Source organism: Geobacillus sp. Sah69 (assembly GCF_001414205.1).
Taxonomy (GTDB): Bacteria; Bacillota; Bacilli; order Bacillales; family Anoxybacillaceae; genus Geobacillus; species Geobacillus stearothermophilus.
Map to the genome: position 1 here is coordinate 22,080 of NZ_LLKS01000007.1, position 12,182 is coordinate 34,261.

The 12,182-nt window shown below is 45.0% G+C and carries 17 protein-coding genes; all 17 read left to right on the top strand.

Going from position 1 to position 12,182, the window contains the following annotated elements; all coding sequences use genetic code 11:
• Positions 1-36 precede the first annotated feature (36 nt).
• Positions 37-1,233 (top strand): phage major capsid protein, encoded by a 1,197-nt coding sequence (locus AP057_RS00805; RefSeq protein ID WP_055357829.1) that lies wholly within the window; start codon positions 37-39, stop codon positions 1,231-1,233.
• A 43-nt stretch (positions 1,234-1,276) separates the two neighbouring features.
• Positions 1,277-1,564 carry a head-tail connector protein gene (locus AP057_RS00810; protein ID WP_055357830.1) on the top strand — a complete coding sequence of 96 codons (288 nt, stop codon included), beginning with the start codon at positions 1,277-1,279 and terminating at the stop codon, positions 1,562-1,564.
• A gap of 15 nt (positions 1,565-1,579) precedes the next feature.
• The gene (locus AP057_RS17245) at positions 1,580-1,717 is read left to right on the top strand and encodes a hypothetical protein (RefSeq protein ID WP_161804316.1); all 138 of its coding nucleotides are present in this window, start codon (positions 1,580-1,582) and stop codon (positions 1,715-1,717) included.
• Positions 1,714-2,322, top strand: a complete 609-nt coding sequence (locus AP057_RS00815) for a head-tail adaptor protein (RefSeq protein ID WP_055357831.1) — start codon at positions 1,714-1,716, stop codon at positions 2,320-2,322. The genes AP057_RS17245 and AP057_RS00815 overlap by 4 nt, the downstream gene beginning before the upstream one ends.
• Positions 2,322-2,717: an HK97 gp10 family phage protein gene (locus AP057_RS00820; RefSeq protein ID WP_055357832.1), complete on the top strand. Its 396-nt coding sequence runs from the start codon at positions 2,322-2,324 to the stop codon at positions 2,715-2,717. The genes AP057_RS00815 and AP057_RS00820 overlap by 1 nt, the downstream gene beginning before the upstream one ends.
• Positions 2,714-3,133 carry a DUF6838 family protein gene (locus tag AP057_RS00825; RefSeq protein WP_055357833.1) on the top strand — a complete coding sequence of 140 codons (420 nt, stop codon included), beginning with the start codon at positions 2,714-2,716 and terminating at the stop codon, positions 3,131-3,133. The genes AP057_RS00820 and AP057_RS00825 overlap by 4 nt, the downstream gene beginning before the upstream one ends.
• A complete protein-coding gene (locus AP057_RS00830; protein ID WP_055357834.1) occupies positions 3,133-4,209 on the top strand; it encodes a phage tail sheath subtilisin-like domain-containing protein in 1,077 nt (358 codons plus the stop codon). Before AP057_RS00825 ends, AP057_RS00830 begins: the two co-directional genes overlap by 1 nt.
• Positions 4,210-4,228: 19 nt before the next feature.
• Entirely contained in the window at positions 4,229-4,663 is a 435-nt protein-coding gene (locus tag AP057_RS00835; RefSeq protein ID WP_047758624.1) for a phage tail tube protein, read from the top strand.
• A 44-nt stretch (positions 4,664-4,707) separates the two neighbouring features.
• Complete coding sequence (locus tag AP057_RS00840) at positions 4,708-5,121, top strand: XkdN-like protein (protein ID WP_055357835.1); 414 nt, start codon at positions 4,708-4,710, stop codon at positions 5,119-5,121.
• A 199-nt stretch (positions 5,122-5,320) separates the two neighbouring features.
• Positions 5,321-6,991: a hypothetical protein gene (locus AP057_RS00845; protein WP_055357836.1), complete on the top strand. Its 1,671-nt coding sequence runs from the start codon at positions 5,321-5,323 to the stop codon at positions 6,989-6,991.
• A complete protein-coding gene (locus AP057_RS00850; RefSeq protein ID WP_055357837.1) occupies positions 6,988-7,641 on the top strand; it encodes a LysM peptidoglycan-binding domain-containing protein in 654 nt (217 codons plus the stop codon). Before AP057_RS00845 ends, AP057_RS00850 begins: the two co-directional genes overlap by 4 nt.
• Complete coding sequence (locus AP057_RS00855; RefSeq protein WP_055357838.1) at positions 7,641-8,648, top strand: hypothetical protein; 1,008 nt, start codon at positions 7,641-7,643, stop codon at positions 8,646-8,648. The genes AP057_RS00850 and AP057_RS00855 overlap by 1 nt, the downstream gene beginning before the upstream one ends.
• Positions 8,645-8,980, top strand: coding sequence for a DUF2577 domain-containing protein (locus tag AP057_RS00860; RefSeq protein ID WP_055357839.1), 336 nt, complete (start codon positions 8,645-8,647; stop codon positions 8,978-8,980). The genes AP057_RS00855 and AP057_RS00860 overlap by 4 nt, the downstream gene beginning before the upstream one ends.
• Entirely contained in the window at positions 8,980-9,393 is a 414-nt protein-coding gene (locus AP057_RS00865; protein WP_055357840.1) for a DUF2634 domain-containing protein, read from the top strand. Before AP057_RS00860 ends, AP057_RS00865 begins: the two co-directional genes overlap by 1 nt.
• Positions 9,394-9,395: 2 nt before the next feature.
• Entirely contained in the window at positions 9,396-10,451 is a 1,056-nt protein-coding gene (locus AP057_RS00870; protein WP_055357841.1) for a baseplate J/gp47 family protein, read from the top strand.
• Positions 10,448-11,020 carry a YmfQ family protein gene (locus tag AP057_RS00875; protein ID WP_082432181.1) on the top strand — a complete coding sequence of 191 codons (573 nt, stop codon included), beginning with the start codon at positions 10,448-10,450 and terminating at the stop codon, positions 11,018-11,020. Before AP057_RS00870 ends, AP057_RS00875 begins: the two co-directional genes overlap by 4 nt.
• A gap of 2 nt (positions 11,021-11,022) precedes the next feature.
• Positions 11,023-12,129 carry a pyocin knob domain-containing protein gene (locus AP057_RS00880; protein ID WP_055357842.1) on the top strand — a complete coding sequence of 369 codons (1,107 nt, stop codon included), beginning with the start codon at positions 11,023-11,025 and terminating at the stop codon, positions 12,127-12,129.
• The last annotated feature ends 53 nt before the right edge of the window (positions 12,130-12,182 follow it).

The window sequence follows — 12,182 nt, forward strand, 5'->3', positions numbered from 1 at the left end:
GCTCTTTTTTATTTAACTATGGGAGGTTGAAAGAGTATGGGGAAAGAACTGCGTGAGATGTTGCAAAAACTGGAGCAGATGAAAGCGGAAGTCCGCACTCTCTTAGCAGAGGATAAAGTCGATGAAGCCGAAAAACGTATGGAAGAAGTACGAGCGCTGCAAAAGAAAATTGAAGTACAGCGGCAATTAGAGGAAGAGGAGCGTGGCGGATTGGGCCTGGGCGGTGCGTATTCAGCCAGCAATGAAACACGCGCTGTCACGAAGGAAGATGCCGAATTGGAACAGGAGTATCGACAAATCTTCATGAAGGCGATTCGCCGGCGCCCGGTTTCTCCGGATGAGCGAAGCATTATCGCAGAATACGAAAAGCGCGCCGTCATGAATGAAGGAGGAGCCAATCCGGCGATCCCTGACGGAGATTCGTCCTTGATCGTTCCAAAAGACATTCAGACGCGCATTAACGAGATCATGCGAGCGCAAAACGATCTGTCTCAATATGTGCGCGTCGAGGAAGTGACCACCTTATCGGGCTCGCGTGTGCTGGAGAAAGACGAAACGATGACACCGTTTGCGTTGATTGATGAATACGGCGTGCTCCCGGAAACGGATAATCCTAAATTCGTGGCTGTCTCGTACTCTGTGAAAAAACGCGGCGGCATCTTGCCGATTACGAATGAGCTTTTAGCTGATAGCGATCAGAACATTATTAATTACATCACGCGTTGGATTGGTAAGAAGGCCGTCGTTACGCGTAACAAGTTGATTACAGATCTCCTGCTGACTATGACTCCGAAAGATTTAGCGGATCTTAAAGCGGTTAAAAAGGTATTCAACGTTGATTTAGATCCGGCCATCAGTTTGAGTTCTATTGTATTGACCAACCAAGACGGATATAACTGGTTAGATAGCCAACAAGATGCGAATGGTCGCTTCTTGCTGCAAGATGATATCACACAGCCGGGGCGGAAGCTGTTGTTTGGCCGTCCGGTCGTCGTATGTTCCAATCGCTACTTGCCGTCGATCACTGGAACGACGAACAAGGCTCCCATTTTCATTGGGAATCTTGAAGAGCTTATCGTGTTGTTCTCGCGGCGATTCTTTGAGTTGGCGGCAACGAAAGAAGGCGGCGATGCATTTAAACGCGATACGACGGATTTACGCACGATTATGCGTGACGACATTAAATTTTGGGATACGGGCGCGGCTGTATATGGCCAATTGAAACTGAGCTAATGACGGGGGTTATCCCCGTCCCCTTTTATTGGGGGTGATTGTTTTGATTATTACGCTTGATGAAGCGAAGCAATGGCTGCGCGTTGAGCATAGTGACGAGGATAGTTTAATTAATACGCTGATTAGTGCAGCGGAAAAGTACTTGGTTAATGCGACAGGAAATACATTTGACAGTACGAATGAGTTGGCCAAGCTGCTCTGCTACGTTCTAGTCGCCGATTGGTATGAAAATCGTGACATGATCGGCAAGACGAGCGAAAAAGTGCGGCATACGGTCGAGAGCATCGTGGCTCAGTTGACTCATTGCTACGATAGCGCGACAACAACGTAGAAAGGGGAAGGATTCATGAGCGATCAGGCTGAAAATCGCGTTGAAAATGAACTGAAAAGCCTTGTCTTAGTGTCCCCATCGGGGCATAAATACGAGGTGACGGTATCAGATTCGGGGAATTTGATCGTGAAGTACAAAGGTGAAGGGCCATGAACCCTGGAGAACTAAAGGATCGCCTAACATTTTACGAAATCCTTTTCGATAATGGTGAAGAACAGCTTGTAGAGCGATGCAAGCTCTGGGGTCAAGTGAAATTCAAAAAGAATAAATTCACTGACCAACAGCCTGAAAAATCGTATCAGATCATTATTCGGGCGAATAAGGCGGTAAAGCCGTTAATGAAAGCTCTTTGCCAGGGGAAATGGTACGACATTATGGCCGTGGATGAGGGTGAACCGGGCTATTTTATACTGGATTGCACACTCGGCTACGTTCATAGCCTCAATGATCGCTGTACGGTGTCACGGCTTCAAGAAGTGGAACTGGCGATTGGAGAAACGGTTCATCGCCCCGTTGTTGTAATGGAGCAAATCCCGTGCGAATTGGTGAAAATCGATTCCGGCGACACGAGACAAACCGATACGACACACAATATCCGGTTGTTGTATAAAATTCATATGGAAACGCATCGAAACATTAAAATTGGCGACAAAATTGAGGTCAATCACAGAGGACAAACATTCCGGTTTACCGTGAAGGAATGCTTTAAATATCATACCTTCCAAGAGGTTATGGCGGAAATAGAAGGTGAAGCGTAATGTTTCAGCTCAAAATAAACAATTTCAAAAAATACGAAGAGCAGTTTATTTTCCTCAAGGAAAATCTCCCTAAAGAACTGGAAAACTACTTATTGGACGTCGCCAAAGGTTTGCTTCGTCTAGCAAAAGTGAGGACGCCAAAAGACACGGGGAAATTAAGGAGCGGGTGGGAAATTGGCGAGCTGAAGAGGGAAGGCGATGATTTGATTATCGTCGTCTATAACAAGGAGTTTTATGCCCGTTTTGTGGAATACGGCCATAAAGTAGTGATTAATAAAAAAACAGTCGGGCACGCTCCGGGATTTTATATGTTGACAGTATCGATAAAGCGTATCAAACGCCAAATCCCGCGTCGGTTGAAAAAACATTTTGACAAGGTGCTGAATTCATTATGATGACAGCTATTCGAAATGCGGTGATCGGCAAGCTCAAAACAGCCTTTCCGGACCATAAAATATACGGCGAAAAAGTGGAACAAGGCCTAAAAAAGCCTTGTTTTTTTATTACCATTTTGCCTGGCGATGTGATTGAGCTGAACAAGTCAATGCAACAAAGAGAAATCACCATCGATATTCAGTATTTATCCAAGGAAGAAACGAACGCCAAAAACGTTGAAATGGCTGATTTGTTGAATGATTTGTTCCGAAACGTCACCTTTGACGGGCTGACAGTAAACGTTATGGAACGGAGATTTGAAATCGTGGATGATATTCTCCATTTTTTCCTCGATCTCGACTTCATTGTGATGTTGAGCGATACAACGCAGCATGACCTCATGCAAGAAATCATTCATAACAAGGAGGTATGGTGATGGGGTTACCTCAAGTCAATATCGTATTTAAGACACTTGGAGCAACAGCTATTCAACGTGGTGAGCGAGGAATTGTCGCATTGCTATTAAAAGATACGGCTGCTCTCGGTGCGCATGTTTTAACGAGCGTTACCGATATTCCTACCGACTTATCGGTTGCGAATAAAAAACAGATCGAACTCGCTTTCATCGGCGGTGAGCGGACGCCGAACAGAGTGGTGGTGTACGTCTACGATCCGAATGCTAAGGTGACGAACGGAACGCCACTGGATGCAGCGTTAAACTATTTGGAGACAGTGAAATTTGATTATTTTGTTTTTCCGGAAATTGAGGAAACAGACAAAACAAAAATTACGACATGGATCGGTTTACAGCGCGCCAACGGCAAGATGGTGAAGGCTGTATTGCCCCATCATGCGGCCGATAAAGAGTACATTATTAACTTCACGACGGAAAACATTGTGGTCGGCGATACGACGTATACAGCAGCCCAATATTGCTCGCGCATCGCCGGATTGATCGCCGGAACGCCGTTGACTATTTCAACGACCTTCCAGCCGTTGCCGGAAGTGGATAGTGTGCAGAGCTACACAAAAGACCAACTCAATACGGCGATCGATAATGGTGAATTTGTGATTTACCATGACGGCGAAAAGGTGAAGGTTGGGCGCGGGGTGACGTCGCTAGTCACGACAACGCAAGATAAAGGGGACGATTTCAAGAAAATTAAAATCGTCGATATCCTCGATCTTATGTATATGGACATTCGCAAGACGATCGAGGACAGATATATCGGTAAATACGCCAACAGCTATGACAATAAAGTGCTGCTCATTCAAGCAATTAATGCGTACTATGAGCAGTTGGAGATTGACGGGCTGCTCGATGTTGGGAAAAATAGAGCGGAAATTGATTTAGAACAGCAACGGGTCTATTTACGCTCGGTCGGCGTCGATGTGGATGCGATGAAAGAGCAGGAGATCAAGGAAGCAAACACGAGAGATAAGGTGTTTATCCTTTCTCGTATCCGTCCTCTCGATGCGATTGAGGACATTGACATGAAAGTGCTCATTTAATTTAAGGAGGTGCTGACGAATGGAACGAATGATTCCTGAACGCGCCATTTCCGGTACGCATGGAGAAGTATGGATCGACGGCGAAAAATTTGCGGAAGCATACGGATTGCAGGCAAAGGTGGACTTTATTAAGGAAAAAGTGCCAATGTGTGGTGCTCCGAACGGCCAAGGTCAAAAATATATGGGATGGGAAGGCAAAGGGACGTTGCGAATCACAAAGGTGAACTCCCGACTGACACGCAAGGTGGCCGAGCAGGTGAAGCGTGGTGTTTTGGAACCGATGACGATCGTGAGCAAGCTGGCCGATCCAGCGGCATTCGGCGCGGAACGTGTTGTATTGAAAGGTTGTACTTTTGACGATCTGACTCTCGCGGACTGGGAATCGGGGAAAATCGTTCAAGAAGAGAAGCCGTTTACTTTTAATGATTTTGAATTTATCGACTATATTGAATAGGCAGAGGGGCAACCTTCTGCTTTTTGTCATGAGGAGGGAACACAATGAGCAATGTGGTTGATATTTTACTCAAAATGGATGCGGAAAAGCTGGAATTACCAAAAAAACTCGTGGAAATTAAACGGTTGAGCGAGCTGGCCGGCGAGCCGGTCGTTTTTGAAATTCGAGCGTTGACACAGACACAGTTTGAAGAGATTCAGGATATGTCTACAAAGTTTGATCCAATTTCAAATAAAGCGGACGTCGATGTTTTTACTATCAAACTAGAAACGATCTTAAAGGGCGTTGTTTCTCCAGAGTTAAAACGGAAGGAGTTGTTAGAGCATTATAAGGTCCCGACACCATATGATTTGATTCGGAAACTATTTACGCCTGGTGAAATTGATCGGCTATATAACGAAATCAGCGATTTAAGCGGGTTTGGCGAGGGGGCCGTTGAAGAAGTAAAAAAGCCGTAAAGGAAAACGGTTATGTACAGATGATGTACTGGTATTGGAAAAAGAAAGGCATCCGGCCCTCAGTTTTTTATCAAATCCCTTATGGGGAGCTGACGATTATTCGCGCTTTCTATGAGTTAGAAATAGAAGAAGAAAATGAGAAAATTAAAGCTTTATCCGGCATGCCGTGCCCAGCGCTGCTATGGTGAGGTGAGGAGATATGGCAAGAGGCCAACGACTCGAGGCGGAAATTTCCGTTAAGGATAGCGCTACGCAGAGTATTGAAAAAGTCATTCGGTCGAATGAAAAACTGAAAAATGAAATGCTGCGCCTCAAGGCCACGATGGATAAGGTGCAGGAAAGTACCAAAAAGCGCTGGGAAATGCGGGTCGAAACGGCGAAAGCGAAAGAGAAGCTGGAGACGTTAGCTGATGCTATTGATCGCGTCCGAAATCGGGCAGCGTTGACCATGGAACGTTTACGGCTGCTGGGATCAGTGATCGGAACGGCATTGGGCGCCGGAGTAGCAACCGCGTTAAAAAGCGGGGCTGATTTGGAAAAATACATGATCTCGATGGAGCATTTCATCGGCGTTCAAAACAAAGGGATGAGCCAGCAACAAGTAAAAAAATCAGCTCAAGAGTACTTGGCGGCTTTGCGAAAAAACGCGAATGAAACGCCGTTTGAAACTGGCGAGGTCGTCCAGACTGGTGTTCGTGCTCTAGGTATCGCTGGTGGAAATACGCAAGAAGCTATGAAATTGCTAAAACTAGCAGAAGATATGGCAGCCTTGACGCCTGGCAAAACCCTTTCTGAAGCGATTGAGGCCCTTGCTGATGCGAAAACGGGCGAATTTGAGCGCCTCAAAGAATTCGGATTTAAAGTGACGGCCCAAGAGTTTAAAGGATACGTTGGAAAAGGCGTCAATGCAAACTTAACCGCAGCTGAAACACAGAAAGCTTTCAATACACTAACCGACCAAAAATTGAGCCCGTTCTTTGCCGGTGGGGCGCAAAAGCTTTCGCAATCTACTGCGGGAAAAGCGAGCACCATCGTCGGAAACCTAAAAAGCGGCCTGCAAGACGCTGGATATAACATGTTGAAAGGGATTAAGCCTGAAACTCTTGATAAGATGGTCAAGATGAGCGAAAACATCGGCAAATCCATCGGCGATGCAGGTGCTAAAATGGTCAATGCCTTTGCCAAAGCGGCTCCACATATTAAGTCGGTGGCCACAGCATTAGCAGCCGTAACAGCCGGGGTCATTTCGTTCCGTATCGCTTTTGCCGGCTTAACGATGATGCAGACGATTATTACCCTGTTTAAAGCGTGGCGCGCCGGCACGCTGGCCCAGACGGCGGCACAGATCGGCTTGAATGTCGCAATGCTCGCCAACCCGATGACATGGGTGGCTGTCGGGATTGCTGCCTTGATTGCGGCCGGCGTTGCGTTGGTGATGAACTGGGATAAAGTGAAAAAGAAATCGTTAGAAGTATGGGATGTTGTGAAAGAAAAGGTGTCTAATTTTATTAAACCGGTAAAAAAGTGGTTTGATGGGTTAGTAGGAAGTGTCACGAGTTTTATCGACAAAATCACGTCATTCGGAAACATTAAAATTGGTTTGCCAAAATTCCTTGGTGGAAATGGACTATTTCAAAAGAAAGCTATTGGCGGTGTGATTCCTCGTGATAATTATCCAGCCCTTTTACATGAAGGTGAAAAAGTCCTGACGAAGCAAGAAGTCAAGCAAATGGAAAACAGCAAGCGTCAACGTAGTGCATCTGTAACTATCACAGGCAACCAATTTATTATTCGAAATGAATCAGATATTAAAAAGTTAGCTTTAGAACTTGCAAGATACTTAGAACAAGAGGGAGGGTTAATGGCATGAGGGTAAAAATGCAGTTTTGGTTTCGTTATGGCAGAGAAAGTTTGCAATTGCCTGTTAACCCTTCATCTTTTGAAGTGGCAAGTCCTTATGGAATTGAGGTTATTGAAGTCAATAATTTAGGAGAAGCAACGATTCCGAAGAATAGAGGATTGCGCGAATTCCGATTTGAGTCGTTTTTACCGGCTAAATACGACCCGGCCTATTGTGTTCATAATCGAATTATTCCTCCGACCGATTTCATCAGCATCGTTGAAAAATGGCGCGATGCCGAAAAACCAATCCGTTTTATTGTGACGACAGCGAACATTAATACGCTTGTACTCATTCCGGAATTCATCTACCGGCCAAGTCCGCCTGGCAGTCCGGGAGAGGTGCAGTTTTCCATCTCATTAAAAGAGTACAGGGTGCCCGTTATTAAAAAACTGACAACATCGTCAAAATTGTCGGCTAAACCAAAACGTCCGCCAAAATCAGAACCGAAACCAAAAATCTATGTTGTGAAAAAGGGCGACTCACTTTGGAAAATCGCTCAAAATTCGAATATTTATGGTGACGGCAGTAAATGGCGTCAAATTTACGAGGCGAATAAAAAAATGATCGGCAAAAATCCAAACGGCATTAAACCGGGCATGAAGTTGGTGATTCCGTAATGTATCCGGGACAAGCGGAAATAAAGGTCGTTTACAACGATATGGACATCACACACTTCGTCATGTCTGTTGAGTGGAGCGGCGACGTTATGCAAGCTTGTCGTACATTGAAGGTTTCGTTGATGAATACACTTGACGGTCGCAAGCGCCTATTCACGATCGAAAAAGGTAAGGAAATTCGGTTTTATAACAATAGCACTGAGTTATTTCGCGGCGTGATTTTTGCCTACGAAATTAGCAGTGACGGAAACTATTCGATTACTGCCTACGACGAAAACGTGTATCTAACGAAATCAATAGACACGCGAAAATTTACGAACATGAAAGCGTCTGATATTGTTCGTCGGCTATGTTCCGATTTTGGGATTCCAGTTGGTCCTATCGCTGATACCGGTTACGTGATTCCGAAGCTAATTTTACGCGACAAAACTCTATACGACATGATTATTACGGCGCTAACCGAAACGAAAAAGCACACGGGGCGTCGTTTTATTTTGCTCAATAAAAACGGCAAGCTTGTTTTGCAAGAACGAAAAGCGCAAGTAACGCAGTTTATCATCGAAAATGGCGTAAATATCATAAGCGCCAAATATTCGCAGTCCATCGAAGACCTGAAAACGCAAGTAAAAGTGATCGGCGGCGACCCGGATAAAAAGCCGATTGTAAAAACCGTTAAAAATGACGTTCTTATAAAGAAATACGGAATTATGCAGCACCTTGAGAACGCCGACTCGAAACTAACAAAATCACAAATCGAACAACTTGCCCGTCAGCTTTTAAAAGAGCACGGAACAATTAACGATGAAGCAACGGTCGATGCGATTGGAATCGACGAAGTAATCGCTGGCACTTCTGTTTACGTAAAAGAACCACTAACCGGAATCGTCGGCGGCTACTACGTTATTACCGACTCCCATCACTATGAAAACAGAACTCATACGATGTCAATTACGTTGAGTGCCACGGACGAATTACCGACTCTTGAATACGAGGAGGTAAACGAATGAAAGATCGGCTAGAAGGAAACGGCGCTGCTCGCCTAATTCAACTCATGCGCCACCATGGTTATAACAAGGACGTCGACATCGAGCTGGCGACGATCACAAGTGCACCGCCTAATATAAAAGTAAAAATCGACAACATGAACATCGAACTTGACCGCGACGACTTGATTGTCGCGCGGTATCTAACGAAACATAAACGACAAGTAAAGATTGACGGTGGCGCAACGGTAGAAATCGAATACCAAGACGAGTTAAAAGTCGGTGACCGCGTAATTGTGGTGTCAGCTAATAACGGTCAACTTTACTTCGTAATTGACAAGGCGGTGATTTACTAATGGCGCTTTCCCCTTTACAGCCTGCAGAGGAACGAAGCAAAGCGGTCATTCCAACACCCGAGCCTTCACTCACATACCGACTTGATCCCGAAAGGGGCACAATCGGAGGATTTATTGACGGTGACGAAGCGCTTCGGCAATTCATCATAAAAGCGATTCAAACCGCCCGTTTCCGTTATTTAATTTACGATGAACAATACGGATCGGAACTTGAGGACTTAATTGGCGCCGGAGGAACCGAGGAGCTTTTAAACGAAGAAATCCCACGATTGATTCGTGAAGCGTTAATTTATGATGACCGAATCGCTGATGTGCGGGATTTTTCTATTAGGCGTGAAAGTGATCATGTGTACGTCGAATTTACCGTCGTCAAAACAGCCGGAGGAATATTAACCGAGGAGGTGGAGATTTAATTGTGTTTGAAAACCAAACTCTCGAAGTCATACGTCGGCGTATGCTCGACAATATCGATGAGCCTGTTGACAAGCGACAAGGTTCGGTCGTATGGGATTTATTGTCGCCAGCAGCGATTGAATTTGCGCAGGCTTATGTCGCGCTTGATTTAGTGTTGAATTTTGGATTAGGTCTCGAAAATATTCCGCGCGAATATTTAGTCTTGCGTTGTGCGGCGTTTGGTATTACGCCAAAAGAAGCGCTGAAAGCAACCGGTCGAGTTACGTTCACTGGCACGGACGGCACAGTAATTCCAGTCGGCACGCGCTTGAGTACCGACGATGTTGAGCCGATTTATTTCGTCACTACCGAAGAAGGTACGATTACAGGCGGCACGGTTACGGTTGATGCTGAAGCCGAAACGGCAGGCGTAAGAGGGAACGTTGCAGCAGGAAAGATTACGCTTGTTGTCGGTGACTTATCGGGCGTGACATCGGTTACAAACAACGCACCATTTGACGGCGGTGTTGATGAGGAAAGCGACGAGTCGTTGTTACAACGTTACCTCGACCGCGTTCGTAGACCGGCGACATCGGGTAACGCAAATCATTATCGTCAATGGGCTCTTGAAGTGGCGGGAGTTGGCGATGCAAAAGTATATCCGGTTGCAAATGGACCTAAAACGGTCAAAGTCGTTTTACTTGATACAGAAAAAAGAACACCATCACAAGCGATTATTGACGCGGTGGCTAAACATATTGAAAATGAACGACCAATCAACGCGGATGTTGAAGTGGTTGGCGCCACAGAAATTCCGATTAATGTGTCGGCAACCTTAACGCTTGCGGCAGGAAAAACGATAACCGACGCACAGACTGAATTTAAGGAGCTATTAACCGACTATCTTAAGTCGCTTGCTTTCGTCGATCCAATCGTACGATATTCGAAGATTGCAAGTTTATTACTCGATTGTCCGAGCGTTATAGACTATTCGAACCTAACGGTCAATGGTGGTACGGCAAACGTTACGATTGCTGACGGAAACGTAGCGGTTACAGGGACGGTGACATTCGCGTGAAGCTATTAGGAACGGACATCGAGCGCAATGTTGAACGCGATATGTTCGGATACATACCGCGAGAATACGAGGATTACCGCGAGTCGCGAGCGATTGTTAAAACGGAAGCTGCCGAGTTTGAAGCGCTTAACGCCAAAATCGCCGACGTGCTGGCGCAGTTTTTCGTCGACACAGCCACATGGGGACTTTCTCATTGGGAGCGCATTTGCGGTATTCCAATCGATGAAAGTAAGCCGGTTGAGCAACGTCGTAGCGTGATCAAGTCGAAGTTACGCGGTATCGGAACGGTCACGGTCGATTTAATTAAAAACGTTGCCGAAGCGTATTACAATGGCGAAGTTGAAGTAATCGAACAGCCTTCGCTATATACCGTGAAAATCAAGTTCGTTGGTAAACTCGGGGTTCCGCCGAATTTAGCCGACATTCAAAACGCTTTGCGCGGGATTATTCCGGCTCATTTGGCGATAGACTTCGAGTTTTCTTATTTGTTAATAAAAGACGTTCATAACGTAATGACGCTTTCGCAATTGGAAGCGACAACGCTCGATAAATTTGCAGGAGGTGCGTAATATTGGCGAGTAATACACCGCGACTAGGGCTGTATAAAAAAGATCCGATCGCAGATGCCAACGACACGTTTAATATACAGACGATGCTGAATGACAACTGGGACAAAATTGATGGGAAAGTCGCTATCCTAGGACCAGACGGAAAAATTCTATCTGAACAGTTGCCACAACAATCGCTACCAAATGCCAGTATCACACAGGCTGGTATCGTCCAACTCAATGATACGCTGACAAGCGCAAGCACAACCCAGGCAGCGACAGCCAATGCGGTGAAACGGGTGAATGATGCAGTTGTTGCGCATTCGGCTGATACTACTAAACACGTCACACAAGCTGAAAAAGACACTTGGAATAGTATGCAAAAACACAAAGTAACAGCTGATAATGGTACTGCTATACTAATTTCCGGTCAAGATCTAAACAATTTGGTGAATACAGGTTTTTATAATGGAGATAATCTCATAAATTCTCCTGATGGTTCGGCTAGTTGGTTTTATGTTGAAGTTATTAGGCATACTAACTCTGCAAACTATGTAATACAAAAAGCCTTTAAATTAACAGGAACACAACCTACTTTTTATATGCGTATAAGAGATGGCGGAACATGGAGTGCATGGAGTGAAAACCTTTTTACATCTGTAAGTGATGGGAAAGCCCAGCTAGAGTCCACCATCACTGCAAAAGGCGGAACTGTGACTAAAGCTGGGGCAGTTCCGACATTCGCTGAACTTGTTTCAGGAGTGAAAAGTATTCCAATAGGAAAAAAATTTGCAACAGGAACTATAACATCTTCCACTAGTCCAATAACATTCTATAGGTCAGTTGATGGTTATACTTTTAGCTATTTTTACCTTCCATTCAGTATATCGGCAATAGGATTTTTTCCGAGTTACATTTTAGCGAAAAGAACAGGCGATGTGTTTGACCACAGTATATACGATAGTCGTTTTCCAAATGACTATAAAATTACAGCGGTTGGTGCGAAATCTAACTACGGTAGTGTTTCCGGTGCAAGTTTAAGAATGACAAATGTTACCGATTATGCTGCTTACTTTAGATTGCCTGTACAAGGTGGTGGAGTAAATTACGATTGGATAGCATTTGAATAAAAAAAATAAGAGAGGGATTTAAARTGTTGAACTTAATTGGAAGAAGATTATAT

What these genes read in the sequence shown, in the direction of transcription:
- AP057_RS00805 (WP_055357829.1), top strand. Translation starts at nt 37, where the DNA reads ATGGGGAAAGAACTGCGTGAGATGTTGCAAAAACTGGAGCAGATGAAA.
- AP057_RS17245 (WP_161804316.1), top strand. Translation starts at nt 1,580, where the DNA reads ATGAGCGATCAGGCTGAAAATCGCGTTGAAAATGAACTGAAAAGCCTT.
- AP057_RS00815 (WP_055357831.1), top strand. Translation starts at nt 1,714, where the DNA reads ATGAACCCTGGAGAACTAAAGGATCGCCTAACATTTTACGAAATCCTT.
- AP057_RS00820 (WP_055357832.1), top strand. Translation starts at nt 2,322, where the DNA reads ATGTTTCAGCTCAAAATAAACAATTTCAAAAAATACGAAGAGCAGTTT.
- AP057_RS00825 (WP_055357833.1), top strand. Translation starts at nt 2,714, where the DNA reads ATGATGACAGCTATTCGAAATGCGGTGATCGGCAAGCTCAAAACAGCC.
- AP057_RS00830 (WP_055357834.1), top strand. Translation starts at nt 3,133, where the DNA reads ATGGGGTTACCTCAAGTCAATATCGTATTTAAGACACTTGGAGCAACA.
- AP057_RS00835 (WP_047758624.1), top strand. Translation starts at nt 4,229, where the DNA reads ATGGAACGAATGATTCCTGAACGCGCCATTTCCGGTACGCATGGAGAA.
- AP057_RS00840 (WP_055357835.1), top strand. Translation starts at nt 4,708, where the DNA reads ATGAGCAATGTGGTTGATATTTTACTCAAAATGGATGCGGAAAAGCTG.
- AP057_RS00845 (WP_055357836.1), top strand. Translation starts at nt 5,321, where the DNA reads ATGGCAAGAGGCCAACGACTCGAGGCGGAAATTTCCGTTAAGGATAGC.
- AP057_RS00850 (WP_055357837.1), top strand. Translation starts at nt 6,988, where the DNA reads ATGAGGGTAAAAATGCAGTTTTGGTTTCGTTATGGCAGAGAAAGTTTG.
- AP057_RS00855 (WP_055357838.1), top strand. Translation starts at nt 7,641, where the DNA reads ATGTATCCGGGACAAGCGGAAATAAAGGTCGTTTACAACGATATGGAC.
- AP057_RS00860 (WP_055357839.1), top strand. Translation starts at nt 8,645, where the DNA reads ATGAAAGATCGGCTAGAAGGAAACGGCGCTGCTCGCCTAATTCAACTC.
- AP057_RS00865 (WP_055357840.1), top strand. Translation starts at nt 8,980, where the DNA reads ATGGCGCTTTCCCCTTTACAGCCTGCAGAGGAACGAAGCAAAGCGGTC.